The following is a 25416-nucleotide window of genomic DNA, read 5'->3' on the forward strand; positions in this document are numbered from 1 at the left end:
CACCGGCCCGACGCACCAAACGATCCAGACCATCCGGGCAGCCGAATCCGTCAGTTCAGGAAAGCCGTGATTCGCGGGATCGTGGCAGCAGGGCAGTCCTCGTGCACGGTGTGCCCGCAGCCGGGCAGCACGACGGCCTCGGCGTTGGACATGCGTTCGACCAGTCGGGCCGCCTGGGACGACGGCAGCCACTGATCATCACCGCCCCAGAGCACCAGGGTGGGTGCGCTCACCCGCGGCAACCCAGTATCGGTCAGCCGGTAGTCCAGGTTCCGCCACAGGCCCAGGAAACCGTCGCGGTTCGCCGGACGGGAGAACGGCGGGTAGAGCTCGTCTATCAACTCGTCGGTGACGAGTTCCTGGTGCGCGAAGGTGCCTCGGATATTGTCGGTGTACAACGAGCGGTTCGTGAATTCGGTGGCCAGTTCACCGACCACTGGCGTCTTGAAAATCGGTGTAACGGGGGCTTTTTCGGCGTCCAGGCCGGGGGAATCCAGCAGCACGAGCCGGTCGACCCGCTCCGGATGCTCTTCGGCGAAGTACAGACTCCACGCCCCGCCCCAGGAATGCCCCACCAGCGTTGTGTGGCCCACACCGATGGCGTCGAGGAAGGTCGCGATGGCCTCGGCCATGGCGGGTAGGTCGTAGGCGAAGTCGGCGCTGCGTAGTTCGGTGTAGCCCTGACTGGGCAGATCGACCGCGTAGACGGTGTGCTGCCGCGCCAGCGCGGGAGCCACCTCCCGCCAGGAGTAGCCCCACAGGCCACCACCGGCGATCAGAACGACCGGCGATCCGCTCCCGGACACCGTGTAATGGAAGCGAGCGAGACCCGTTTCGACATAACGGGATTCGACGCTTGTCAGGTAGTGCGACGGGAGGTCGCCGCTCGGCGGCTCCCAAGCATCGGCGACCGAAATAGCCGGCGAGAAAAGCGTGCTCAGGGTGCCGGCGAGCCCGAGGGCCACGCGGCGGAACCGGATTCCAAAACGCATGAGGTACTCCATGGTGTGTGAACGTCTTCGATCAAGGACGAGACAGCATCCGCGGACGTGATGGCGTGTGAGCCGCTTCACCACCGGACACACTCGACTCGGCAATGGCAGGTGAATCGTCAGCGATTCGTCGCGGGTTGCCGGTCAACCCTGGCATTCGCGCCGTGACCTGCGCGGACAGAGCGCAGGCTGCCGACCAGACACAGCATTGCGCCGAGCGTGACCCAGGCGGCCAGCACGATGACGGCGTGGACGGCGCCGCGGCCGTCGAAGAAGGCGGTCGACCGCAGCAATCGGCCACCGGCCCCGGGCGGCAGCAATTGGCCGAATGCGCCGGACCATCCGGGCAGCATCTCGGGTGCGGTCGCCGTACCCGAGAGGGGGTTGCCGACGAGCATCATGACCACCGCGCCGATCCCGATTCCGACGTATCCGAGCAGCGATTCCAGGCCGAGAACGGTCAGTGAGGTGGCCGCGACGGTCAGGCCGACGGCACCGACATTGGCCGGATAGGACCCGCTCAGTGAGCCCAGCCAGAACTGCAGAATCCCCGCCACCGTCAGGCCGCCGGTGACGGCGAAGGCAAGTGCGCCGATGACCCGTCGGACGGTGCCGTGCACGAACCTGGTCAACAGCACCGCGGCCAGCAGACCGCCCATGACCAGAGGCAGCGCACCCGCGGACAGCCCGGCGCCACGTGGATCGTTGCTGGGCAGGGCCGCGAGATCGCGGACAGCGACCGGCGCGCCGGTGCCGCCCGCCTGGCCGAGGCCGGTCGCCATGGCCTGCAGCGTCTGGGCGATCGCAGTGCTCGCGGCGGAGGCGACAATGACGTGTGGGGCACCGGAACTGAGGTCGACGGCGCCGTACACCTGCCGGTCGCTGATGAGCTGTTCGGCAGCCGCAGTGTCGTCGACTTCCGTGATCTCGAATCCGCCCGGCAGTCGCTGTTGCAGTGCGGCTCGGATCTGGGCGACCGCAGCGGGCGGCCCGGCGACGGCGATCGGCACACCGTGCACCGACGACCGCACCGACGGCCAGGCGAAGGCGACGAGCAGGACGCCGACGATCGCCGTGAGCAGGACGACTGTTCCTGCCACCACCGACCATCGGGACGCAGGTGTGTCGGTTACGAGCGACGCCGGGGTATTCATGTCTACTCCTCGAACAGTGGGCCCGGACCGGCTCATCGCAGGGTGAGCGGGGTCTCGGTGTCGATGTGGGTCAGCTTCTGCGGGTTGCGGACGTAGTAGAGGCCGGCGATCAGGGTGTCCTCGACGCGGATCACGATGACGCCGTCGAGTTCCCCGTCGACGTGCAGAGCCAGGCCCGGACCACCGTTGACCGCGGTCGGCTCGACGGTGAGCGCGACGCCCTTCCTGGTGAGGCCGCCGACGATGAAGCGGGCCACCTTGTCGGCGCCGATGATCGGCCGGGGCGTGGCCTGTTTGATGCCGCCGCCGTCGCTGATGGCCACCACGTCGGAGGCGAGCACGTCGAGCAAGCCCTGCAGATCCCGGGTCTCCAGAGCCTGCCGAAAGGCTTCGAGAGCCACTTCGGCCTGTCGCGCGGTCACCGTGCGGCGCGGGCGGCGCGCCTCGACGTGGCGGCGGGCCCGGTGGGCGATCTGGTGCACGGCGGCGGGAGTCTTGTCGACCGCCGCCGCGATCTCGTCGTAGCCGATCCCGAAGGCTTCACGCAGCACGAACACCGCCCGTTCGGTCGGAGTCAGTGTCTCGAGGACAAGCATCAACGCCATCGACACGCTCTCGGAGAGTTCGACGTCGGCGGCCACATCCGGCGCGGTGAGCAGCGGTTCCGGCAACCACGAGCCCACGTACGACTCCCGGCGGCGTTTCATCGAGCGCAGTCGGTTGAGCGCCTGCCGGGTGGTGATCCGAACCAGGTAGGCGCGCGGGTCGTCGATGTGCGCCGCATCGACGCCGACCCAGCGCAGCCAGGTTTCCTGCAGGACGTCGTCGGCGTCGGCCACCGAACCGAGCATCTCGTAGGCGACGGTGAACAGCAGCTTGCGGTGCGCGACAAATGTTTCCGTCGCCTCGACGGTGGTGTGATCCATGGAGTCCTCTTCTGTCGGTTCCCAACGCGACGACAGTGAAAGCGATGTCCTACGCGACCGATGCGGCGGTGTCGTCGCCGTGGGCCCGCAGCAGCGCGGGCCGATGCTTGCCGTCCTTGGGCCAGTGGTGCGAGCCGGGCTTGCGCGCTTCGGTCACCAGGTGCTCGACGCTGGCTTCGCAGGCGAATTCCTTGAGCTTCCTGCCCGCGAATCCGCTGAAGTAGAGCGGCATCGCGGTGTCGTCCTTGCGTCCGAGCTGGAAGATCCCGGTGCGGCGGCCGAAGCTGATGCACATGGCGGGGAAGGACAGGTCGATCGGCGCGGGTTGCTTACCCGCGATCCGGTCCAGCACGGTGTCGGCGGCATGGGCGCCCAGGCAGCCGGCGGCATAGGCGCTCATCCGGAACGGCAGGTCCGACGGCGCCGACGAGTCGCCCGCCGCGACGATGCGCTGGTCGTCGAGGCTGGTCAGTGTTTCGTCGGTGAGCAGTCGCCCGGAGGGGTCGGTGCGCAGTCCGCTGCGGTCGGCCAGATCGGGCACACCGAAGCCCACTGTCCAGATGGTGATCTGGCTCGACAGGGTGCGTCCGTCACCGAGTTCCACGCCGTCGCGGGTCACGGCTGTGACCGTTGCAAGGGGACCTTCGAGGATGCCGACACCCAACTCGGTGAGGTACTTGCGGGCGGTGCGCCGGGCCTTCGGGTGCAGGTACGGACCGAGCGCATCGCCGCAGACCAGGGTGACGATGCGGCCCTGCTCGGCCAGCTCCGCAGCGGTCTCGATGCCGGTCGGGCCGCCCCCGACGACCGTCACCGCGGCCGTAGTGGGCGTGTCGTCGAGCACCGACCGCAACCGCCGCGCCGACTCCAATGTGGCTATTGGATAAGCGAATTCGCTCGCGCCCGGCACCTGCGGCCCGGCGCTGCCGCTGCCGACCGCGTAGATCAGGTAGTCGTAGCCGATCGTGCCGCCCTCGGCCAGTGTCACGTTGCGCCCGGTCGCGTCGATCCGCGTCACGCTGTCGACGACCAGCCGGACACCTTCGGCCAGGACTTCGGTGTAGTCGACGACCGCGTCGTGGGTGCCACCCACCAACTGGTGCAGACGCAGCCGCGGGACGAAGACAGACCGCGGATTGATCACGGTCACTGTCATGTCTTCGCGCTGCGTCAAGCGATTGGCCGCCATCACCCCGGCGTATCCGCCGCCGATCACGATCACATCGGTGTTCTTGTTCATGGTGTCTCCTTCGCTCCGAGGGGCTGAGAACAAGACACCGGATCGACGGGATTTCTGACAGCCTGTGAAGCAGATCACTCGAATTTGCGGCTGCCGCCACGCTCACCGGCGAGGTGGTGCGGGCGGGCGATCGGTGACGGCGTCGCGGAGAGCAATTCCGAGGTCGGTGAAGGCGGCGTGACCGACTGTGGTCGAGTCACCCCCAGCGAGGGTCAGGGTTCGAGCTTGCTGATAAGGGCAGTCGGCGGATTCGAAGGCGGCCGCGATAGCGAGCAGGCGGGCGTGGTCCGCGTCGAGCAAGGCGGTGGCTCGCTCGACGATCGGACCGGCGACCGGGTTGCGGGACACTGTGGTTCGAGCGGCGGCAAGGTAGCCGCGAGCATCCGGATGGCCGGTCAGGACGGCGGCTTCGGCGCGCAGAGCCACGTACCAGTGCCGCCAGACCCACATGGTGCGCTCGTCCATTTCGTCGGGCTCGGTGCCCAGTTCGGCCATGGCGCGATCGGGGTGTCCGTGGTGCAGCTCGATTATGGCGTTGAAGACCGCACTGTAGGCGGCCCGGTATTCGGGTGTCACGCCGAGGGCGTCGATGATGGCCAGCCACTCGGTTCTCGCTTCGTCGTCGCCGCGCAGGCCGTGGACCAGGGCCACCGCGGCCGCGGCCGGGGCGAGATTCGGGGCGTACGGGCGACCGGACAGGTCCCATGCGTCGATGAAACGTCCGCTGCCGGTGAGCACTTTGTCGATCTGGCCCGCGAGCGCCGCCGCCACCAGCAAGGGGGACGTGGCGAAGTCACCCCGCTCGGCCAGTAGCGGCAGGTCGCGCAGCTGTTCACCCCAGCGTCGCGCCCCGCGCAGGTCGCCGACTCCGATGCAGATTTCAGCCGCTTCGGACAGTGCGTTGACTCGTTCGAGCGCGCTGGCCGGTGTCAGCGGGACCGAGATCACCAGTTCGACTCTCCGATGAGCGGTTTCGGCGGCGGCGAAGATGTCCCCGCCCCAGCACTGAGCCGCGGCGAGCGCGTCGAGGGCCGCGCTGCGTGCCAGCGGATCACCAGTCTTGTCAGCCAGGACGACCGCCCGCTGTGCCAGCGAGATCGCATCGAGCACAACTGTTTCCGAGTTCGAACCGATTCCGTCGGCGAGAACCCCGCACTCGGCCAGGGCAACCGCGGCCCGGGCGACCGAGTCATCGCCGACCAGGTCCCGTGCCTGCGACAGCAGTGCCGCGGCAGAACCCGACGGCGGCTGGGAGAACGTGTCGGCCATGCGATAGACGGTGATCGCGGCCGTGGCCAGATCGCGGGCGGCAGTAGCCGGGTCCCCTGCAGCGCGTGCGAGGTCCGCGGCCGCGCGGTACAGGCGGTACATATCCTCGCCGCGCACGCGGCATCCGGCCACCTCGGCCGCGCGCCGCAGGGCCGACGCCGCCGCGGCCGGATCGTCCGTGAGCGCCGCCGCCTGCTCGTAGCGTTGCTGGGACTCACCGACCAGATTCCGCGTGAATGTCAACTGCGCCAAGGACAATGCCAGTTCGTGCGCTTCGGCACGGTGATCCGGCTGTTCCGCCGCCCAGGCCAGCGCCGCCCGCATGTCGTCGGCCGTCGAGTCGAAGGCAGAACGCCACTCGCCGGTCGCGGGCGACGATTCCCCGGCCAGCGCGACGGCGGTCCCCGAACACCAATGCAGATGGCGGGCAAGCACTTCGGCGAGTTCACCGGTCCGCACGAGTTGCTCGCGCTCGTACTGGCGAATGGTCTCCAAGGCCCGGTACCGGGTGCCGCGCGCGGAGGTCACGACGGTCAGCAGGCTCTGTTCGGTGAGCCGGGCCAGCCCGTCGGCGACCGCGATCGCATCCAGCGGCGGGTAACCGGCCACCGCGCCGGCGTCGACGGCGGTGAACGGTGCGGCGAACACCGACACCCGGCGCAGCACGCACCGGTCCTCGGCGGTCAGCAGCGCCTGGCTCCAGTCGAGCATGGCCCGCACGGACTGATGGCGCTCGTCGGCGCGACGGCCACCGACCAAAAGCCGCAACGGATCCGCGAGGCTCGCGGTGAGCCCGTCCAGACCGAGGGTGGGCAGCCGGGCGGCAGCGAGCTCGATCGCCAATGCCAGCCCGTCGACCCGCTGACAGATCTCGCTCACCCGATCCATCTGCATCAGATCCGCGGACCAGCCCAGCCCGGCGGCCCGATCCAGGAACAGCGCGATGGCGTCCTCGGCATCGTCGCCGAGCGATAGCGGTGGCACGGTATAGACCTGCTCGAACGGCACCATGAGCCGGGCCCGGCTGGTAGCCAGCACCCGCACCCGCGGGCAGGTCGCGAGCAGGCGCTCGATGAACGGTGCCGCAGCGGCGCGCAGGTGCTCGCAGTTGTCGAGAACGAGCAACATGTGACGATCACCGAGAGCGGCCAGCACCGAATCGTCGAGACTGCGCCCCTGCTGCTCACCGATGCCGAGCGCGCGGGCCACCGCGGCTCCTGCCATCTGCGGATCGGTCACCGGCACCAGGTCCACAAACCACGCGCCGCCGGTGAATTCGCCCGCCAAGTCCGCGGCGACGGCCAGGGCCAGCCGGGTCTTGCCGACGCCGCCGGGACCCAGCGCGGTCACGTGGCGATGCGCTCGGACGGCCTCGCGCAGCGCGGCGCGTTCCCTGGCGCGGCCGACGAACGAGGTCAACGGCGCGGGCAGGACCGCGGTCGCTTCGCCAGTCCTCTCGTCTCGGTCGAATTCGGCCGCACGGTCGGCCAGCGCCCGCCGGTCGGCGACGCCGACCTTGCGCAGCAGCGAGGACACGTGGGTCTCCACAGTGCGCACCGAGATGAACAGCTGCGCGGCAATCTCGGCATTGCTGCGGTGTTTCCCGATCAGGGCGAGGACCTCGGCCTCCCGGCCCGAAATCCCGGCGGCGGCCTTCAACTTCGACACGCGCCCATTCTCGTGTACGGACCGGTTCCATCGCGCGCAACCACCTACGTACGCCTATCCGTGGAACGTTCCGTAGTCAGCACGGATGTGCGGCCGCCGCGCCGGAAATACCGTAATTGCCATACCGACCAGCACAAACCAACGACAAAGGGAGCGCTCATGACCGCCGCACTCGGCATCCAGACCGTGCTGCACCCGGTCTCCGACCTGGACAAGGCGAAGACCGTGTACGCCGCTCTGCTCGGCGTGCCACCGCAGATCGAGGGCACCTACTACGTCGGCTTCGAGGTCGGCGGCCAGCACATCGGGCTGGTGCCGGGCGGCGGGCCGCAGGGCATGACCGCCCCGGTCACCTACTGGGAGGTGACCGACATCGAGGCGAAGCTGGCCGAGGTGACCGCCGCCGGCGCCACCGTGCGGGAACCCGTACGCGACGTCGGCCAGGGCCGCCGAGTGGCCACTGTCATCGACCCCGACGGCAATGTCCTGGGACTGCTTCAGGACCAGTGAGCACGACGAGCGACCCGACCATCAACGCCCTCGAAACCCACACGAAGGAAACCGATATGACCACCACTCGTACCAAGACCAAGTCCACCGTCGGCTTCTCGAACGAGGAACGCGCCGCCATGAAGGAGCATGCGCAGGAACTGAAAATGGCCGCGCGCCGCGGCTCGAAGGCCGCGGGCGAAGCCGACGTGCTCGCCAAGATCGCCGAAATGTCGGACTCGGATCGCGCCCTGGCCGAACGCATCCACGCCATCGTCGAGGAGTGCGCACCAGGCCTGTCGCCGAAGCTCTGGTACGGCATGCCCTCCTACGCCAAGGACGGCAAGGTCGTATGCTTCTTCCGCAGTGCGGAGAAGTTCAAATCGCGGTACGCGACACTCGGTTTCGAGGACAAGGCGAACCTCGACGACGGCACCGTATGGCCGACCTCCCTGGCACTTACGGGACTGACCGCCGCCGACGAGAAGATGATCGGAGAACTCGTCAAGAAGGCGGCGAGCTGACAACTCGCTATCGTCGCAGCGTGGATTCCTTGCGCCCGCTGCGGTACTTCATCGCCGTTGCCGAAGAGCTGCATTTCGGACGGGCGGCCCAGCGGCTCGGCATCGCGCAGCCGCCGCTGAGCCAGCGCATTCGCGAACTCGAGCGCGATCTCGGCGCGCGCCTGTTCGACCGGGACAGCCGACGCGTGGAACTCACCGAGGCGGGTCAGATCCTGCTCGCCGAATCCCGCGATCTGCTGGCCCGGTGGGATCGGGCGCAACGGCTGGTCGGCAAGGCGCATCGGGGCGAGATCGACGCGCTGCGGGTCGGGGTCCCACCCGAGTTGGCCGGGCGGGTGCTGGCCGCGATCCTGACGGCGTTCGAAAGTCGCGACATTCGCGTCGACCTGCAGGAACTCACCACCGCCGAGCAGATCCGGCTGCTCGCCGACCGTCAGCTCGACGCCGGACTGCTGCAGCATCCGGTCGATGTCGTCGGCCTCGAGCTGGGACCCGAGGTCGAGACGCCGCTCGGCGTGGTGCTGCCGCGCGACTCGCCGCTGGCCGTTCGGTCCGCGCTCAGCCTCGCCGACCTGGCCGGACTCGGTCTGGTGATCTTTCCGCGGGCCGCCGCGCCCGGACTCTACGACGCGACCCTGCGCACCTGCTGGGAGCACGGGTTCCGTCCCACTCGGGTCCAGCACGCCCGCAACCCCGAATTCGTGCTCGGCATGGTGCTTTCCGGCCGCGGCGTCGCCTTCGACCAGGGCATGGTGGCACAGAAGGAACCGCGGGTCGTGTGGCGTCCACTGACCGACGCCTTGAGCTGGCGACTCTCGCTGGCCTGGCCCGCCGCGGCACCGCATCCGCTGGTGCGCGAGCTCGCCGACCTCATCGTCGCGGTCATCCAGGGCGACGGCGCGTCCCGGCCCGCACCCGCTCAGGAGGTGGCGCAGCGGCCGTGGAATGTCGTATTCGGCAGGTCGTGACGGATGCGCTGAATCGCCAGCCGCGCCGCCTCGCCGATCGCGTGATCGACGTCGGGCAATCGCTGCACGAGGGTATCGGCCCTGGTGAATACCGCGACGGCATAGCGACTTCCGCCGGGATAGCGCACCACGCCGATCTCATTGCGAATCGCGGGCAGTGAACCGGTCTTGCCCCACACCGACACCTCCGGCGGGAAGGCGGCGGCCAGCCGATGCCAGTTGACCTGCTGCGCCATGAGTTCGCGCACCCACCGGCAGGCCTCGGCGGCGCCCGCACGGTCCTGGCCGAGCAGGGTGAGCAGGCGGGTCATATCGCGCGGCGTGCTCGCTGTGGTGCGATGCGGGTCCATCGCGCGGGTGCCGAGCACTTCCGACACGCTCAGGGTCGGGAAGCGGCGCGCGAATTCGGTGGTGTCGGGTGCGCCGATATCCTCGGCCATGGTCTGGACGACGTACCTGGGCGAGCCGACGATCCGGGTGCCGGTGAGACCCAATTCGCGGACCAGCGAGCGCACATTGTCCAGTCCGACGCGGTCGAACAGCAGGTCGGCGGCGGTGTTATCGCTCACCGACAGCGCGAAGAACGCGGCGTCGCGCAGGCTGAACTCGACATCGTCCAGACAGCCCGCGGTACCGACGCCACCGAGCCGGTCCGACGCCCTCGCCCGCACCCGATCGGTCGGGTCCAGCTGACCGGCCACGACCTGACGGGCGAACTCCAACACCAACGGCACCTTCACCACCGACGCCAGCACCACCGCATCGTCGGCACCGAGCCCCGCCGCACCATCGCAATCGAAACATCGGGCGTGCACCCAGCCGCGCACGCCGACCTTACGAAAGATCTCCTCCACACCAGCCAAACTTCCATACGGGATCGATCCGAGTCATCTTGACTCTCCCGCCGGTGGAGGGTTCACGCTCGTCAGCGTCCACTATTCCGACAGGAAGGTCCCGCGATGAAACTCGACCTGGCCAGGAGCGATAGGCACTATTACGACGCCACCCCGCAACCACAGCTGCGCACCTTCGACGCCTACGGCTACCTGACGGTCACCGGCTCCGGCGCACCCGGGGGCGATGCGTACACCGATGCGGTGCAGACGCTGTATCGAACCGCCTACGGCGCCAAGAAGATCGCCAAGGCGGACGGACGGGATTTCGTGGTACCGAAGCTGGAGGGCCAGTGGTGGGTGGACTCCGATGAGCCGCCGCTGTCGGTGCCGCGCGAACAGTGGCAGTGGAAGCTGATGATCCGAATGCCCGATGTCGTCACCGCCGAAATGGTCTCCGGCGCGAGGTTCGAGCTGCTGACCGAGGGTACGGCGATCCAGATCATGCACATCGGACCGTATGCGACCGAACCGGAGACGCTGGCCCGGATGGAGGCGTTCATGGACGCGGAGGGTTTGGTCATGAACGGCCGCCATCACGAGATCTACCTCTCGGATCCGCGCAAATCCCCCTCCGCGAATACCCGCACCATCCTGCGTCATCCGGTCCGCCGCGCCTGATCCTCGCGCCGATCGACCGACCGGGAGGCGCGAGGTTCGGCCGGCCACCGACCGCTCCACAGTACGAGATCGGCTGCGCGGCACGCAGTTACACAATCAGCGCAACGCCCGAGATGACCGGGCAACCGGCGGCATACTGGCGCGTCCGCGGGGCACGGCGACTTCCTCGCGACGAGATCGGCTGCGCGGCAGCCAGTTACGCGATCAGCACGCCCGCCCGAGATAGCCGAGCAACCGCCGGTGTGCTGGCGCGTCGGCGGGCACGGCGACCTCCGCATCGAACATGCCCGGCTTGCGGAACCCGTCGAGACCGCCCATGGCGTGCATGGTGGTCAGCAGTTCGGCGCACAGCTCATCGTCGGCGAGGTCGGGGCGGTCGATCGCCACCGCGATATCGACACCGTGCGCGACGACCTCGGTGAGATGAACCATGGCGGCGGCCGGACCGGGCAGGTCGCCGAGCGCGAAGTGGACGGTGCCGGTCAGGGCGTCGGGACGATGCCAGGCGGCGCGGTCGACCTCGGAGGCCGCGGCGAAGGCGCCCTGCGGATCGATGCCGAGCCAGTCGTCATCGTGTCCGGCGCCCGCGTCGGTCCCGCTGAGCTCGGCGGCGAACAGGTGCATACCGCCCACGGCGTGGTTGAGCACGGCGTGCACATCCCACTCCCGACACGGCGTCGGCGCCGCGAGCCGGTCGCTGTCGACGGCGGCGACCACGATCGCGCCCGTCATATCCAGGGCGCGGTCGATCTGTCCGATCAGTTTGTCCATGGGCATCCTTCGCTCGAAGAGTTCGCAGAATAGGTAGCACAACCAAGTGACAACCAAACTCGATCCAACGCCGCCCGGATCACGGAATCCAGCACGGTGAGGACCCAAAAGGGTTGCGCTGCCGCCGTTCCGGCGAAACCCACGATCTCCGAAACCGAAATCTCAACCGGCCGTGCCGAGTTCCGGATGCCGCGACATCCGCGCGATCCTGGACAAGAATTCGGACCTACCGCTCTCGCTGTCCACGCGATCACCGACAAGGGTTTCGGACATGCCGCGGCCGACCGGCGGTCGACAGCGGCCGAAATGCGTTATCCGAGAACGGGATAGTTGGACCGGATCACCGACCGCGGATCCCTGGCCCGCTTGATATCCCGCAACCGCGCGAGTGTGGTCTCGTCGAATGCAGCCGCGGCCGTCTCGTCCGGGGTGAGGAATGTGTACGGCTTGCGGCCGCTGATGTGCGCGCCGATCGCGTCCACGATTTCGGCCCGTCGGGCGGTGACGGCGGCCATCAGGTGCGGCAGTCCGAGGCCGAGTGCGTAGAGCAGGTAGGGCTCGGTGACCGGGCCGCGCGCGCCGCCGTCGGCAGCCGCCCTGGCCAGTGCGCCACCCAGGTGGCGGATCTGGATATCGGCCAGTGGTGGGACGGGTTCGTCGAGCAGGGTCTTCACGACCGCGTCGCCGAGATCGGTGAGCAGTTCACCGCGCGAGACGGACGGGCTCGGATCGGTCGGCTCGGCGGTGATATCGCCGAGGTTCGCCACCGACAGCGCACCACGCTTGTCGGCGATCGGCCCGTCGATCGCGTCCAAACGGGCCAGCAGGGACCGACCCGCCTCCGGATCGCCGAGGTAGGCGACGTCGAGCGCGACCATCGGCGGCGCGTCGGGGAACTGGAACCGGTGCAACCACACCGACAGTTCGTCGGGCGCCTCGGCGGTGATCTCCTGGAACGCCTCGAAGACCGCCGCCGTGCGCGCACCGTGCCACATCACGCGACCGCCATATAGCCCCGGAGCCGGGAAGAGGTCGAATTCGAGCGCGGTCACCACCGCGAAATCGCCACCGCCGCCGCGCAATGCCCAGAACAGCTCCGGATCGTTCGCGGCGGTCACCCGCGCCGGCGCGCCCTCGGCATCGACGATCTCGAAGGCGCGCACCGCATCCGAAGCCCAGCCGTATTTGCGGCTGAACCAGCTGAGCCCGCCGCCGAGGGTGTACCCGGTCACACCGACCACCGGGTTGCTGCCCGCCAGGGCGGTCAACCCGTGCACTGCGGCCGCGGCCTGCACCGCACCCCAGTTCGCGCCGGCACCGACCTTCGCCACCCGCCGCTCGGCATCGATCTCGACGCTGTCCAGAGCCCCGGTGCGCAGCAGGATCGCTTCCTCGATGCCGCCCGAGGCTCCGTGCCCGGTCGGCTGTGCGACCACCGACACCCCGGCCCGGCGCGCGTGCGCCACCACGGCGGCCACGTCATCCGCGTCGGCCGCCCGCACGACCGCGGCGACCGGCTGGGTGACCGCGGTGGACCACGGCCGCGCCGCCGCTTCGAAGCCTTCGTCGCCCGGTACCAGCACGCGGCCGGGCAGCTCGGCGCGCAGATCCTCGAATGCCATTGGTATTTCCTCACTTCGCGGCTGTGCCCGAAAGCACCCGCGGCCCGTGGATCGGGCCGCGACTGATCCATTGACGAAATACGACCGGCAAACGTAACAACGGCCACCCGAAGTTATCGGGTGGCCGTTGTCACAGCGTGCGCTATCAGGTTTTATCGGGCCGATCGTCGGGCTCGGCCCCCTTCTCGTCGAGCCGGGTGATGCCCGGTTCGGTGCCCTCGTCGGCCTCCTGATCCGGCTCCGGATGTTCGGGCTCGAAGGTCGCGGGCAGACCCTTGATATGCCGGTTCATCGACCGCACCAACAGCACGGTCCCGGCGAGCAGCACCAGAATGATCACCAGACCGAGCGGCGACGCCTTGCCGAACTCGGGTCCGGTGGGTGTGCCGGGTGCCTGGGCGAGCAGCGCGAGCATCATCGGTGCCCGTCTTCGATGCCGGCGAACAGGTCGGTCTCCGGGAGCGTGGTCGGCACCCGCGACTGAGCCAGTTCGAACTCCTCGGTCGGCCACAGCCGCTGCTGCATCTCCATCGGAATCGCGAAGAACGCGCCGTTGGGATCGATCTGGGTGGCGTGTGCGCGCAGGGCGTCGTCGCGCTGGGGGAAGTATTTGGCGCATTCGACCTGTGTGGTCACCCGGGTCATCCCGTCCGGGCGGCCCTGGCGGTAGGTCCGCATCCGCTCCAGCCACTCCTGCAGCGGGAACGGCTCACCGATCCGCTCGTACTCCCCGGCGAAGACATCCAGGCGCGCCATGGTGAAACCGTGGTCGTAGTAGATCTTCAGCGGCTGCCACGGCTCGCCCGCGTCCGGGAACCGCTCCGGGTCGCCCGCCGCCGCGAATGCGGCCATCGACACCTCATGGCAGCGGATGTGATCCGGATGCGGGTAGCCGCCGTTCTCGTCATAGGTCGTCATCACATGCGGCTTGAATTCGCGCACCACCCGGACCAGCGCCTCGACGGCCTCCTCCAGCGGGACCAGTGCGAAGCAGCCCTCCGGCAGCGGCGGCAGCGGATCACCCTCGGGCAGGCCGGAGTCGACGAAACCGAGCCAGGTCTGGCGCACACCGAGCGCGGCGGCCGCGGCGTCCATCTCCTCGCGCCGGATCTCGTCGATCCGCTCCAGCACGCCCGGCGTGTCCATCGCGGGATTGAGGATGCTGCCGCGTTCACCGCCGGTCAGCGTCACGACGAGGACATCGTGCCCCTCATCGGCATAGCGTGCGGTCGTCGCGGCACCCTTGCTGGACTCGTCGTCGGGGTGTGCGTGAACCGCCATGAGGCGAAAGCCACTCACGTCTCGTCCACCTCAGAACTCACCGTCATACCTCGTACTCTCCGCCGCCGGGGTCCGATCTGCCTGTCCCTATAGTTCCATTCGACAGACTTTTGTTCCGACGTACCCCCCGGGAGTGATGCACCATGAGTGATACGCCCGGTGCCGCCGCTTCGGCGCCCGCCGCTCGACATACCGACCGGTACGGTACGGCGCCACGCCCGACACGCCGCTGGATTCCCCTCGCACTCGGCGCGGTGGTGCTCGCCGCGGGTCTCGGGGTCGCCTATATCGGATTCCAGAAATACGGCCCGGACGATATCGACGCCGAACAGCTGGGCTACACCGTCGTCGACGATTCCACCATCTCGGTACATCTCAAGGTCACCCGCAAGGATCCGGAGCAGCCGGTGGTGTGTTTCGTGCGCGCGATGGCCAGGGACGGATCCGAATTGGGCCGCCGCGAGGTGCTGATCGAGCCGTCCAGCAGTGGCACCATCGAGCTGACGACCATCGTGCGCGCCTCCGCCCGGCCGGTCTCGAGCAGCATTTACGGCTGCAGCGATGACGTGCCGAAGTACCTGCGGGCGGGTTGATTCCCGGCAATACCGCACCGAGGCGTCTACAAAACGAACGCCGACCTGCATGTTTGTGATTCATGCTAAAATGGCGTGATACACGGTTCCGGGGCTCGGAGCCGTGTTTGCTGCATTGGCGGTCAGCGCTGTCAGTTCCGGGTTTACGAGTTTGCCGGATCTGAAGCCTGTCGGGGTTCGACGAACTTCCCCAGGATGGCACTAGCCGTCGGCTGGTGCGTGCCCGCCCCCTGTGGGCACTGCAGCGGATCAGGGAACCCGGCCTGGCCGGGAACAACTACTAGGGAGTGATCGAGATGACTGAGACGCAAGTGACTTGGCTGACCCCGGAGTCGCACGACAGGCTCAAGGGTGAACTCGACGCGCTCATCGCCAATCGTCCGGTCATCGCCGCCGAGATCAACGAGCGCCGCGAAGAGGGCGACCTCAAGGAAAACGGCGGATACCACGCCGCCCGTGAGGAGCAGGGTCAGCAGGAGGCGCGCATTCGCCAGCTGCAAGAGCTGCTGAACAACGCCAAGGTCGGCGTTGCGCCCACCAAGTCCGGCGTCGCACTGCCGGGTTCGGTCGTCAAGGTCTACTACGACGGCGACGAGTCCGACACCGAGACCTTCCTCATCGCGACCCGCGAAGAGGGCCTCAACGATTCCAAGCTCGAGACCTACTCGCCGAATTCGCCGCTCGGTGGCGCGCTCATCGACGCGAAGGTCGGCGACACCCGTGAGTACACGCTGCCCAACGGCAAGACCATGAAGGTGACGCTGGTCAGCGCGGAGCCCTACCACAGCTGATCTCCGATACGAAACGAGCGGCCGCATCCGGATCTCCCGGATGCGGCCGCTCGTTCGGTTCATGACTAGTTGGCCAGTGCCTGTTCGACATCGGCGAGCAGATCGCTGACGTCCTCGATGCCGACCGAGAGCCGCACCAGATCGTCGGGCACCTCGAGCTGCGAGCCGGCGGTGGAGGCGTGTGTCATCGCGGCCGGATGCTCGATCAGCGATTCCACGCCGCCGAGCGATTCGGCGAGGGTGAAGATCTTGGTGCGCGAGCAGAAGTCGTGCGCCGCGTCCTTGCCGCCGTTGAGCCGCACCGAGATCATGCCGCCGAAGCGCTTCATCTGCTTATCGGCGACGAGGTGGCCCGGATGCTCGGCCAGGCCGGGGTAGATGACCTGCGAGATCGCCGGATGCCGGGTCAGGTATTCGGCGATGGTCTCGGCGTTGTCGCAGTGCCGATCCATCCGCACCGCGAGGGTTTTGGTGCCGCGCAGGGTGAGGAAAGCGTCGAACGGACCGGGGACCGCGCCCGCACCGTTCTGTAGGAAGGCGAATGCGGCGTCGAGCTCCGGATCGTTGGTGATCAATGCGCCGCCGACGACATCGGAGTGTCCGCCCAGGTACTTGGTGGTCGAATGGGTCACGATATCGGCGCCGAGCAGCAGCGGCTGCTGCAGGTACGGCGTGGCAAAGGTGTTGTCCACCACCAGTTTCGCGCCCGCGGTGTGCGCGACGTCGGCGAGTGCGGGAATGTCGCCGATGCTCAGCAGCGGGTTGGTCGGGGTCTCGATCCAGATCAGCTTGGTATTGGGCCGGATCGCGGCGCGCATCTCGTCGACGTTGAATACGTGGGCGGGCGAGTGCTCGATGCCCCACTGGCTGAAGACCTTATCGATCAGCCGGAAGGTGCCGCCGTAGGCGTCATCCGGGATGACGATGTGGTCGCCGGGGCGCAGCGTCGCCCGCAGGGCACAGTCGGTGGCGGCCATGCCGGAGGCGAACGCCCTTCCGTAACGGCCCGATTCGAGCGCGGCGAGGTTCGCCTCCAGCGCGGTCCTGGTCGGGTTGCCGGTGCGGCCGTATTCGTAGCCGTCGCGCAGCCCGCCCACCCCGTCCTGGGCGAACGTCGAACTCGCGTAGATGGGCACGTTCACCGCACCGGTCCGCGCTTCGGGGTCGTATCCGGCGTGCACGGCTCTGGTGGAGAATCCCAGCTCACTCATGGGGGTCAGCCTAAACCCGGGCGATCGGCGGGCTATCGGCCGGTGCGGTGCGGATCATCGGTTGTGCCCCGATCACCGCTATCGCCACGCCAGCGGCGGTAGGTTGAGCTCATGCTGAGCGTTGATGAACTGTTCGCGATCGATGGCCTGTTGACCGAGGACGAGCGCGAGATCCGCGATACCGTCCGCACGTTCGCGAACCACCGGTTGCGGCCGCATATCGCGCAGTGGTTCGAGGCGGGGACCTTCCCGGCCCGCGAGATCGCCCCGGAACTCGGCAATGTCGGGTTGCTCGGCATGCACCTGGAGGGCTACGGGTGCGCTGGCCTTTCGGCGACCGCATACGGTCTGGCCTGCCAGGAGCTCGAGGCGGTCGATTCGGGCGTGCGCAGCATGGTCTCGGTGCAGGGCTCGCTGGCCATGACCGCGATCCACAAGTTCGGCTCCGAGGAGCAGAAGCAGCGCTGGCTGCCGGATATGGCGGCGGGGCGCGCGCTCGGCTGTTTCGGCCTGACCGAACCGGACTTCGGCTCCAATCCGGGCGGCATGCGGACCAGGGCCAAGCGCGATGGCGCCGACTGGGTGCTCAACGGGTCGAAGATGTGGATCACCAATGGGTCGGTGGCCGATATCGCGGTGGTCTGGGCGCAGACCGAGGACGAGGGCAAACAGGTGGTGCGCGGATTCCTGGTACCGGCGGGCACGCCCGGATTCACCGCCCGCGAGATGCATCACAAGCTGTCGCTGCGCGCCTCGGTGACCGCGGAACTGGACTTCGACGATGTGCGACTGCCCGCGGACGCGGTGCTGCCGCGGTCGCGCGGACTGAGCTCCCCGCTCGCCTGTCTGAGCGAGGCGCGTTTCGGCATTATTTTCGGCGCGCTCGGCGCGGCCCGCGACTGCCTGACCGCGACGATCGAGTACGCGCGGACCAGGGAGGTCTTCGATAAGCCGCTGGCCGCCTACCAGCTGACCCAGGCGAAGCTGGCCGATATGGCGCTCGAATACGGCAAGGGACAACTGCTCGCGCTGCAGATCGGCCGGCTGAAGGATCGTGGCGAGGCGCTGGCGGAGCAGATCAGTGCGGGCAAGCTCAACAGCACCCGGGAGGCCATCGCGATCGCCCGCGAGTGCCGGACCATTCTGGGCGCCAACGGCATCACCCTGGACTATCCGGTGCTGCGGCATGCGAACAATCTCGAGTCGGTGCTCACCTACGAGGGCACGGCGGAGGTGCACCAGTTGGTGCTCGGAAAGGTGCTCACGGACGCGAACGCATTTCGGTAGTGCTCAGCGCATATCGCGCGGATCACCGTACTGCATATATTCACCCGACTGCGTGAAGCCGCCCCGCTCCGGATATCCGTCCGGCATCGGCTGCTCCGGCGGCCAGCCCTGCCCGCGGGCCGCCTGCTGATCCATCCACAACCGTTCGCGCGCCGCGTCCGCACGGCCCCGCCGGTAGGCCTGCGCATGGCCCTTGACCGCAGGCATCTCGTCCTCGAGATCGCTCATCCAGCCCGCCCAGCGCTGCTGCATCGGGCGGATCATGCCGCCGCCGACGCCGACCACCAGGATGCCGCCGATGGTGGCCAACACGGCAATGAGGATCGTCATGGTGACCGAGGTCGCCACTGCGACCTGATCGAGCGCGGCGACAATGCCTACGCCCCAGATGAATACCGCGGCCAGCCGACCGAGCATCGGACCGTAGGACAGGCCGCCGAGCGCATTGCCGACCACGTCACGCACGGCATGCGCGATGGCGCCCGCGACCACCACGATGACGATCGCGACGGCGGCCTTGGGCAGCCAGGAGACGATGCCGTTCAGCATCACGCTCACCGGATTCGGACCGAACACCCCGAATCCGAGCTGCAGTGCGATCAGCAGGATCGCGTAATAGGCGAGCTTCGCCAGCAGATCCGCGGCGTCATAGCGGCTGCGCGAAAGCAATTGCCGGATGCCGCCGCGCTCGACGAGCCGGTCGAAGCCGACCCGATCGAGCACTCGAACCACGATCGCGGCGGCCATCTTCGCGATGATCCAGCCGATGAGCATGATGGCCAGGAATCCGGCCAACTTTGGTACGAACGTGGCGATCGAACTCCACGCGTCCGAGAGCCCTTTCTGGAAATCGATAGCCGAACTGGAGGTGTGCATGGCCTTCCCTTCGCTATTCGATTACGCCGAGGCGGGTTTGCCGAAGCGGCTTCCAGCCCGGTTATACCCGCTCCGAACACCCGAATTTGATATTTGCGAAGAATTTGCCGATCTCCGGCAATCACATTTGACGTCCGAGCCATTGACAATTGACGTGATCCAGCTCACACTCCTAACTGTGTTAGGTGAATCTACTCGCAATAGGCAGGCCGAACGGCGTGAGGCGACGCGGCAGGAGATCCTGGAGGTCGCCTGGGATGTGGCGCGCGAGCGTGGGCTCCCCCAGATCACGCTGCGCGAGATCGCAAACCGGGTCGGCATGCGGGCGCCGTCGCTGTATACGCATTTCGCCTCGAAGAACGCCATCTACGACGCGATGTTCGGGCACGCGTGGCAGGAGTACGAGCGAGTGACCCAGCGGGCCGAACTGCCCACCGCCCCGCGCGCGCGGATGCGGGCGCTGGCGCGGGTCTTCTTCGACTTCGCGGTCGCCGACCTGTCGCGCTACCAGTTGATGAACCAGCGGACCATCCCCGGCTTCGAACCATCCGAAGAGTCGTATGCCCACGCGGTGCGGGTGCTGCAACACGGTCTCGCCCTGCTTGCCGAGCTCGGCGTGACCGACCGCGGCGACGTCGAGATCTGGTTTGCCCTGATCGGCGGTCTGGTCGATCAGCAATTGGCCAACGATCCCGGTGGCGACAGCAGACGCAGGCTGCTGGATCGCGCGGTCGACATGTGGTGCGACGGCGTCGGCCTGGCCGACGACAGCGAAACAACCGAATGACACCGGAACAAGGAAAAGACCATGACCATGATGAGCACCCGTGCACGGACCGACCTCCGACAACCCGCGCTGGACCGAGCCGAGGCCATGCGGCTCGCGGCAGCGGAATACACACGCATGGCGCAAGCGGTGGACCGACTGGGCACCGACGATTGGGCGAAGCCGACCGACTGCACGGAATGGACCGTGCACCAGATGATCGCGCACGTGGTCGGCATGGCCGCGATGGCGGCATCACCGCTGGAGAACCTGCGGCAGAACCGCATCGCGAAGAAGCGGCCGGGCGGTGCGGAGCTGATGATCGATGCGCTGACCGCGCTGCAGGTCCGCAAGTTCGGGACCCACTCTCCCGCCGAACTCACCGAAATGCTCGCCGAAATCGGTCCGCGCGCCGCAGCGGGACGACGGCGCACACCTGGGCTGATCCGTCGGCGACCGATGCCGGGCGAGCAGGTGGTCAACGGCATCGCCGAAAAGTGGAGCCTCGGCTATCTGATCGACATCATCCTGACCCGCGACCCGTGGATGCACCGCATCGACCTGTGCCGGGCCACCGGGCAGGACCTGGTGCTCACCGCCGATCACGACGGCGTGCTCGTCGACGATGTGGTGCGCGAATGGGCGGGGCGGCACGGCAAGTCGTATCGACTGACGCTGACCGGCCCCGCAGGTGGCACCTGGTCCTCGCCGGAGGGCATGGGCGATTCGCTCGAACTCGACGCGATCGAGTTCTGCCGGACGCTGTCCGGCCGCGGTTGCGGAACGGGCCTGCTCGGCACGCAGGTTCCGTTCTGACCGCACCGCTGTGGTTCGAATCCCGCTGCGGACCAACACTTCTCGCTAGCAAAGCGCAGGAACACCATGAACATCCCCAAGCTCTGCGCCGATGTCACCGCGCTCAGCGACTGCATCGAGGTACCCGGTCTCGGGTTCATCCCGGTCAACGCCTTCGTCCTGCACGCCGCCGAGCCGGTCGTCATCGACACCGGATTGGCCAACTCCGACAAGGACTTTCTCGCCGAACTCGCACGCGTCCTCGATCCAGCCGAGGTGCGCTGGATCTGGCTGACCCATCCGGACCGCGATCACACCGGCGGACTGTGGCGGCTGCTCGAGGCCGCACCGCGGGCTCGCATCGTGACCACCTTCATCGGTGTCGGAATCATGTCCTGCGAGTGGACGATTCCACTCGACCGGGTCTATCTGCTCAATCCGGGCCAGCGCCTGGACGTCGGCGATCGCACGCTGGTCGGCTTCCGGCCGCCGCTTTTCGACAACCCCGCCACCGTCGGCGTATTCGACATTCGTTCCGGCGCGCTGTTCAGCTCGGACTGCTTCGGCGCACCCATGCCGACCCCGGATATCGCCACCGGGGCCGATGTCCGCGCCGCCGGAGCGGAACTGGCGCAGGCGCAATTACTGTGGGCAACGGTGGACAGTCCGTGGGTGCACACTGTGGATCCCGAAAAATATTCGGCCACTGTGGATCCGATTCGGAAACTCGATCCGTCCGGCATCTTCAGCACACATCTGCCGCCCGCGATCGACATGAACGACCGCATGTTCGAGACGATCTCGGCCGCGCCGACCGCGCCCGCCTTCGTCGGACCGGATCAGCAGGCGCTGGAATCCATGCTGGCGGCGTTCGAGCCCTGATCCGTCGAATTATGCTGGGCGACTGGCATATTCGGATGACCCAAACTGGTCGCCCTATTTCACAACGCGGTTCGCGTCGGGTGGAGAATATTGTTACTGCCTGTCATCGCTGTGCCACCTTCATGTCACCGATTCGCCAAAGCAGATGCGCAAGCTGTAATCGCACTCGGTTTCGGGAAGGCCTCACAGGGGAGGCATTACAGCGTCCCGGATCAACGCGGCGAATCCGAGTGCACCGACCGCTTATTCGGAGGTGCACCATGTACATGCCGTCGCTCGATCGATCTCGGGGTTGATCATGTTCGTGCGTAATCGCGCGCCGATCATCGAGGGCGCAAGAGCTCTGCCGGACCAACGAGAATTGGTCGCCGCCTTTGGCGGCCATCCGCCCGAGTCCGATCCGGAACATCCGCTTATTCCGCTGGCGCGAGTACTCGCGGAACTGCACAGGAAGCGGCACGACGATCCACTCGCCACCGCCGGAATAGATTGCCGCCGAGCAGAGCTCGTCTCAGCGATCGACACCTGGGTCGTCACCCGAGTGCCACAGCGACAATCAACGGCGCATATCCGAGCCGAATCCATTGGCGCGACCATGGATCGAATGGCCGCGGCGTACACCCACGCCAGCCACCTGCTGCACACCGCCGAGCGGGTCTCCGACGACCGCGTCCACGCCGCCTGGTACCGCCTAGCCCTCCTCGCCGACCAGTGGACCGACCTCATCACCGGCGCCACCCAAGACAACTCGCGCGCGCGGCGCTCCGCGTAGTAATCAAGATCAGGTGGCACTGGTTGCGGTGGCCTCTCGACCGATGCCGCCACAGATTCCACCTGATCTTGATCAGGTGCTGAGGAAGCCCAGGAGGTCGTGGCGGGTGATTACGCCTACGGGTTTGCCGTCTTCTACGACCATTAGGGCGTCGGCTTCGGAGAGGGCCTTGGTTGCGGATGAGATGGGTTCGCCTGAGCCGATCAATGGGAATGAGGGGCTCATATGCTGGGCTACGGGATCCGTTAGGTGGGCTCGGCCTTCGAAGACTGCGGAGAGGAGGTCGCGTTCGGTGACGCTGCCGGCAACTTCACCTGCCATCACCGGGGGTTCGGCGCCGACGACGGGCATCTGCGAGACGCCGTACTCGCGCAGGATCTCGATCGCATCGCGCAGGGTCTCGGACGGATGGGTGTGGACCAGATCGGGCAGCGCGCCCGACTTGCCGCGCAGCACGTCACCGACCAGCGGCTCCGCGGTGCCGTCGAGACGGTCGCGCAGGAAGCCGTAGGAGCTCATCCACTGGTCGTTGAAGATCTTCGACAGATAGCCGCGGCCGCCGTCGGGCAGCAGCACGACCACCAGCGCGTCGGGATCGCGGCGCGCGATCTCGATGGCCGCGACCACCGCCATCCCGCAGGAGCCGCCGACCAGCAGCCCCTCCTCGCGCGCGAGCCGACGGGTCATATCGAAGGAGTCGGCGTCGGAGACGGCGATGATCTCGTCCGGGACGGCCGGGTCGTAGGCCGAGGGCCAGAAGTCCTCGCCGACGCCCTCGACCAGGTACGGCCGACCGGTGCCGCCGGAGTACACCGAACCCTCCGGATCCGCGCCGATGATCTTGACCTTGCCGCCGGAGACCTCCTTCAGATACCGGCCGGTGCCGGTGATCGTTCCGCCGGTGCCGACGCCGGCGACGAAGTGGGTGACCTTGCCGTCGGTATCGCGCCAGACCTCCGGGCCGGTGGTCTCGTAGTGGCTGTCCGGGCCGCCCGGATTGGAGTACTGATCCGGCTTCCACGCGCCGTCGATCTCGCGGACCAGCCGGTCGGAGACGCTGTAGTAGCTGTCCGGGTGGTCCGGCGGCACCGCGGTCGGGCACACCACGACCTCGGCGCCGTACGCGCGCAGCACGTTGCGCTTGTCCTCGCTGACCTTGTCCGGGCAGACGAATACGCACTTATAGCCGCGCTGCTGCGCGACCAGCGCGAGCCCGACACCGGTATTGCCGGAGGTCGGCTCGACGATGGTGCCGCCGGGCCGCAGGGCGCCCGACACCTCCGCGGCCTCGATCATCTTCACCGCGATGCGGTCCTTGGCACTGCCGCCCGGATTCAGATATTCGATCTTGGCCGCGACGACGCCAGCGTTGGGCCCCACCACCGAGTTCAACCGAACCAGCGGCGTATTGCCGATGAGGTCAACGACGTGATCAGCGATGCGCATGCCCCCATCGTTGCAGAAGTACCCAGTGTGAGTTCGCGCACGTCGCCCTGGAGCGTCTTGCGCGGCAAACCGCACCTGCGGCCGATCACTTGCCTAGGATCGCAAACATGAAGCAGCCGAACATCGCTCGCGCCGCGACAGTTCTGGCCGGGGCGGCAGTGGCCGCCGGATTCGTCGGGGCCGGCCCCGCCAATGCCGGCACCGTCGAATTCCCGAGGGTGCCGACGCTGGCCCACGGTGGCCTGTGCTGGACCAGCATCCGCACCTGGGCCGATACCGGTCCGCAGTGGCCGGGCCGGGCGATACTCAATGTGCGCGCGGATCCGGCGGCCGGCATCGGCCCCGGCGACTATCCGCTGGCCCCGCTGTGCGAGGTCCGCACCACCGTCGCGTGGCGCAACCTGAATACCGGCGCGACGGGCGCCTACGAGAACAACGTGGTCACCGGCCTCTACGGCAGCATTCAATACGCCCTGTTCCAGGACACCGGACCGGGTCGCATCGAGGTGACCGTCACCACCGACACGGCGAGTGTCCCGGCGCACGGCTGGTTCGACGTCCCCGGCCCGGTCGGCCCGCCCGCCTGAACCGTCGAGACCTGCCCGGCTCGGCTGCCGTAGCCGTGTGAAGTCGGTAAATTCATTCGAGTGAGCGCTCCTCGCATCGGGTGGAAGACTGCGGCGGTTACTGGGGCCGCGACCGTATTGGCCGGTTCCGGAGCCGGAACCGCATGGTGGGCAACCTATCGACTGCTCATGGCGCAAGCCGGTGTCGCGCGCGGCGTGATCGGGCGCGACACCTCGAAACCGCCGGAGGCCGACGGCGTCTACACCGCGGGCCGTTCGGCACCGCAGCCGTGGCGCACCGGCTTGCACGCCGACGTGCATCTGATGATCTTCGGCGACTCGACCGCGGGCGGGGTCGGCTGCTTGTCCGCCGAGGATGTCCCCGGCGTGCGGATCGCACGCGGGCTTGCCGAGGCCACCGGACAGCGAATCCGGTTGAGTACCAAGGCGATCTCCGGCGCGACCTCGAAAGGCCTGGCCGGACAGGTCGATGCCATGTTCATCGCCGGACCGCCGCCGGATGCCGCGGTCATCCTGATCGGCGCCAACGACATCACCAAGAAGCACTCCATCCGCGCCTCCGCGCGCAGGCTCGCCGCCGCGGTGGCCCGGCTGCGCCGCGCCGACAGCATCGTGGTGGTCGGCACCTGCCCGAATCTCGGCACCGTCGCGGCCATTCCGCAGCCGCTGCGGACCGTGGTGCGGAACTGGAGCATCCGCCTGGCCCGGGCCCAGGCCGTCGCCACCACCGTGGCCGGTGGCATCCCGGTGCCGATGGGTGATCGGCTGGCTCCGGAGTTCCGGGCGGCACCGGAGCTGCTGTTCTCCGATGACGGATTCCACCCCTCGGCGGCGGGTTACGAACTCGCGGCCGCACTGCTGCTCCCGGTCCTGATCGACGCGCTCGCCGAGGCGACCCCGCCTTCCCGCCCACTAGGACGCGACGTAGATTCGATGAGAACGCACAAGTAACAAACGGTTCGAAGACCGCGTTTCGGACACCGTCCGGCCGC

At 67.8% G+C, this 25416-nt stretch carries 26 protein-coding genes; 13 read left to right on the forward strand and 13 right to left on the reverse strand.

The features are described 5' to 3' along the window. Positions 1-50 precede the first annotated feature (50 nt). From ACHQ4I_RS15000 to ACHQ4I_RS15020, 5 genes are all read right to left on the reverse strand, one after another. A complete protein-coding gene (locus tag ACHQ4I_RS15000; RefSeq protein ID WP_420772309.1) occupies positions 51-992 on the reverse strand; it encodes an alpha/beta fold hydrolase in 942 nt (313 codons plus the stop codon). Positions 993-1111: 119 nt separating this feature from the next. Further along, a complete protein-coding gene (locus ACHQ4I_RS15005; RefSeq protein WP_420772310.1) occupies positions 1112-2146 on the reverse strand; it encodes a hypothetical protein in 1035 nt (344 codons plus the stop codon). A gap of 32 nt (positions 2147-2178) precedes the next feature. Next, positions 2179-3072, reverse strand: coding sequence for an RNA polymerase sigma-70 factor (locus ACHQ4I_RS15010; protein WP_420772311.1), 894 nt, complete (start codon positions 3070-3072; stop codon positions 2179-2181). 49 nt (positions 3073-3121) lie between these two features. Further along, positions 3122-4312: an NAD(P)/FAD-dependent oxidoreductase gene (locus ACHQ4I_RS15015; RefSeq protein WP_420772312.1), complete on the reverse strand. Its 1191-nt coding sequence runs from the start codon at positions 4310-4312 to the stop codon at positions 3122-3124. A gap of 102 nt (positions 4313-4414) precedes the next feature. Continuing rightward, entirely contained in the window at positions 4415-7249 is a 2835-nt protein-coding gene (locus ACHQ4I_RS15020) for an ATP-binding protein (protein WP_420772313.1), read from the reverse strand. Positions 7250-7408: 159 nt separating this feature from the next. On the opposite strand from ACHQ4I_RS15020, the gene ACHQ4I_RS15025 reads away from it, so the two are divergent. Genes ACHQ4I_RS15025 through ACHQ4I_RS15035 form a run of 3 tightly spaced genes read left to right on the forward strand, consistent with a single transcriptional unit; the run spans position 7409 to position 9230 of the window. Beyond that, a complete protein-coding gene (locus ACHQ4I_RS15025) occupies positions 7409-7759 on the forward strand; it encodes a VOC family protein (protein WP_420772314.1) in 351 nt (116 codons plus the stop codon). A 56-nt stretch (positions 7760-7815) separates the two neighbouring features. Further along, positions 7816-8262: an iron chaperone gene (locus ACHQ4I_RS15030; RefSeq protein WP_420772315.1), complete on the forward strand. Its 447-nt coding sequence runs from the start codon at positions 7816-7818 to the stop codon at positions 8260-8262. A 20-nt stretch (positions 8263-8282) separates the two neighbouring features. Next, positions 8283-9230 carry a LysR substrate-binding domain-containing protein gene (locus ACHQ4I_RS15035; protein ID WP_420772316.1) on the forward strand — a complete coding sequence of 316 codons (948 nt, stop codon included), beginning with the start codon at positions 8283-8285 and terminating at the stop codon, positions 9228-9230. On the opposite strand, the gene ACHQ4I_RS15040 is transcribed toward ACHQ4I_RS15035, so the two are convergent. After that, positions 9182-10084 (reverse strand): serine hydrolase, encoded by a 903-nt coding sequence (locus ACHQ4I_RS15040; RefSeq protein WP_420772317.1) that lies wholly within the window; start codon positions 10082-10084, stop codon positions 9182-9184. The genes ACHQ4I_RS15035 and ACHQ4I_RS15040 overlap by 49 nt on opposite strands. Positions 10085-10189: 105 nt before the next feature. On the opposite strand from ACHQ4I_RS15040, the gene ACHQ4I_RS15045 reads away from it, so the two are divergent. Next, on the forward strand, positions 10190-10744 hold the full coding sequence (locus tag ACHQ4I_RS15045) for a GyrI-like domain-containing protein (protein WP_420772318.1): 555 nt from the start codon (positions 10190-10192) through the stop codon (positions 10742-10744). Positions 10745-10948: 204 nt separating this feature from the next. On the opposite strand, the gene ACHQ4I_RS15050 is transcribed toward ACHQ4I_RS15045, so the two are convergent. The 4 genes from ACHQ4I_RS15050 to mca form a co-directional block, all read right to left on the reverse strand. Continuing rightward, on the reverse strand, positions 10949-11515 hold the full coding sequence (locus ACHQ4I_RS15050; protein WP_420772319.1) for a TIGR03086 family metal-binding protein: 567 nt from the start codon (positions 11513-11515) through the stop codon (positions 10949-10951). Between the two features lie 311 nt (positions 11516-11826). Continuing rightward, a complete protein-coding gene (locus tag ACHQ4I_RS15055) occupies positions 11827-13137 on the reverse strand; it encodes an FAD-binding oxidoreductase (protein ID WP_420772320.1) in 1311 nt (436 codons plus the stop codon). A 145-nt stretch (positions 13138-13282) separates the two neighbouring features. Further along, entirely contained in the window at positions 13283-13552 is a 270-nt protein-coding gene (locus ACHQ4I_RS15060; RefSeq protein ID WP_420772710.1) for a hypothetical protein, read from the reverse strand. Next, positions 13552-14418, reverse strand: a complete 867-nt coding sequence (mca, locus tag ACHQ4I_RS15065; protein WP_420772711.1) for a mycothiol conjugate amidase Mca — start codon at positions 14416-14418, stop codon at positions 13552-13554. The genes ACHQ4I_RS15060 and mca overlap by 1 nt, the downstream gene beginning before the upstream one ends. 143 nt (positions 14419-14561) lie before the next feature. Here mca and ACHQ4I_RS15070 point away from each other — a divergent pair, with 143 nt between their 5' ends. Continuing rightward, positions 14562-15011: a DUF4307 domain-containing protein gene (locus ACHQ4I_RS15070; protein ID WP_420772321.1), complete on the forward strand. Its 450-nt coding sequence runs from the start codon at positions 14562-14564 to the stop codon at positions 15009-15011. Positions 15012-15307: 296 nt separating this feature from the next. Continuing rightward, positions 15308-15802: a transcription elongation factor GreA gene (gene greA / locus ACHQ4I_RS15075; RefSeq protein WP_040695247.1), complete on the forward strand. Its 495-nt coding sequence runs from the start codon at positions 15308-15310 to the stop codon at positions 15800-15802. A 65-nt stretch (positions 15803-15867) separates the two neighbouring features. On the opposite strand, the gene ACHQ4I_RS15080 is transcribed toward greA, so the two are convergent. Then, positions 15868-17013, reverse strand: a complete 1146-nt coding sequence (locus ACHQ4I_RS15080) for a cystathionine gamma-synthase (protein ID WP_420772322.1) — start codon at positions 17011-17013, stop codon at positions 15868-15870. Positions 17014-17124: 111 nt separating this feature from the next. Between ACHQ4I_RS15080 and ACHQ4I_RS15085 the strand changes: the two genes are divergently transcribed. After that, the gene (locus ACHQ4I_RS15085; protein ID WP_420772323.1) at positions 17125-18300 is read left to right on the forward strand and encodes an acyl-CoA dehydrogenase family protein; all 1176 of its coding nucleotides are present in this window, start codon (positions 17125-17127) and stop codon (positions 18298-18300) included. 3 nt (positions 18301-18303) lie between these two features. Here the strand turns inward: ACHQ4I_RS15085 and ACHQ4I_RS15090 are convergent, their stop codons facing one another. Beyond that, the gene (locus tag ACHQ4I_RS15090) at positions 18304-19095 is read right to left on the reverse strand and encodes a mechanosensitive ion channel family protein (RefSeq protein WP_420772324.1); all 792 of its coding nucleotides are present in this window, start codon (positions 19093-19095) and stop codon (positions 18304-18306) included. On the opposite strand from ACHQ4I_RS15090, the gene ACHQ4I_RS15095 reads away from it, so the two are divergent. The 4 genes from ACHQ4I_RS15095 to ACHQ4I_RS15110 all read left to right on the forward strand — a co-directional run bounded on the left by ACHQ4I_RS15095 (position 19067) and on the right by ACHQ4I_RS15110 (position 22391). Next, positions 19067-19963, forward strand: coding sequence for a TetR/AcrR family transcriptional regulator (locus ACHQ4I_RS15095; RefSeq protein ID WP_420772325.1), 897 nt, complete (start codon positions 19067-19069; stop codon positions 19961-19963). The two genes, ACHQ4I_RS15090 and ACHQ4I_RS15095, sit on opposite strands and share 29 nt — an antisense overlap. 21 nt (positions 19964-19984) lie before the next feature. After that, on the forward strand, positions 19985-20758 hold the full coding sequence (locus ACHQ4I_RS15100; RefSeq protein ID WP_420772326.1) for a maleylpyruvate isomerase family mycothiol-dependent enzyme: 774 nt from the start codon (positions 19985-19987) through the stop codon (positions 20756-20758). Between the two features lie 66 nt (positions 20759-20824). Continuing rightward, positions 20825-21619 (forward strand): MBL fold metallo-hydrolase, encoded by a 795-nt coding sequence (locus ACHQ4I_RS15105; protein WP_420772327.1) that lies wholly within the window; start codon positions 20825-20827, stop codon positions 21617-21619. 298 nt (positions 21620-21917) lie between these two features. Then, on the forward strand, positions 21918-22391 hold the full coding sequence (locus ACHQ4I_RS15110) for a DUF4254 domain-containing protein (protein ID WP_420772328.1): 474 nt from the start codon (positions 21918-21920) through the stop codon (positions 22389-22391). 72 nt (positions 22392-22463) lie between these two features. Here the strand turns inward: ACHQ4I_RS15110 and ACHQ4I_RS15115 are convergent, their stop codons facing one another. Beyond that, positions 22464-23837, reverse strand: a complete 1374-nt coding sequence (locus ACHQ4I_RS15115; protein WP_420772329.1) for a cystathionine beta-synthase — start codon at positions 23835-23837, stop codon at positions 22464-22466. A 107-nt stretch (positions 23838-23944) separates the two neighbouring features. Between ACHQ4I_RS15115 and ACHQ4I_RS15120 the strand changes: the two genes are divergently transcribed. Together ACHQ4I_RS15120 and ACHQ4I_RS15125 are read left to right on the forward strand one after the other, a co-directional pair. Continuing rightward, the gene (locus ACHQ4I_RS15120) at positions 23945-24424 is read left to right on the forward strand and encodes a hypothetical protein (RefSeq protein ID WP_420772330.1); all 480 of its coding nucleotides are present in this window, start codon (positions 23945-23947) and stop codon (positions 24422-24424) included. Between the two features lie 60 nt (positions 24425-24484). After that, a complete protein-coding gene (locus tag ACHQ4I_RS15125; RefSeq protein ID WP_420772331.1) occupies positions 24485-25375 on the forward strand; it encodes an SGNH/GDSL hydrolase family protein in 891 nt (296 codons plus the stop codon). The last annotated feature ends 41 nt before the right edge of the window (positions 25376-25416 follow it).

The sequence above is a fragment of the Nocardia nepalensis genome (assembly GCF_048910785.1).
Classification (GTDB): domain Bacteria; phylum Actinomycetota; class Actinomycetes; order Mycobacteriales; family Mycobacteriaceae; genus Nocardia; species Nocardia nepalensis.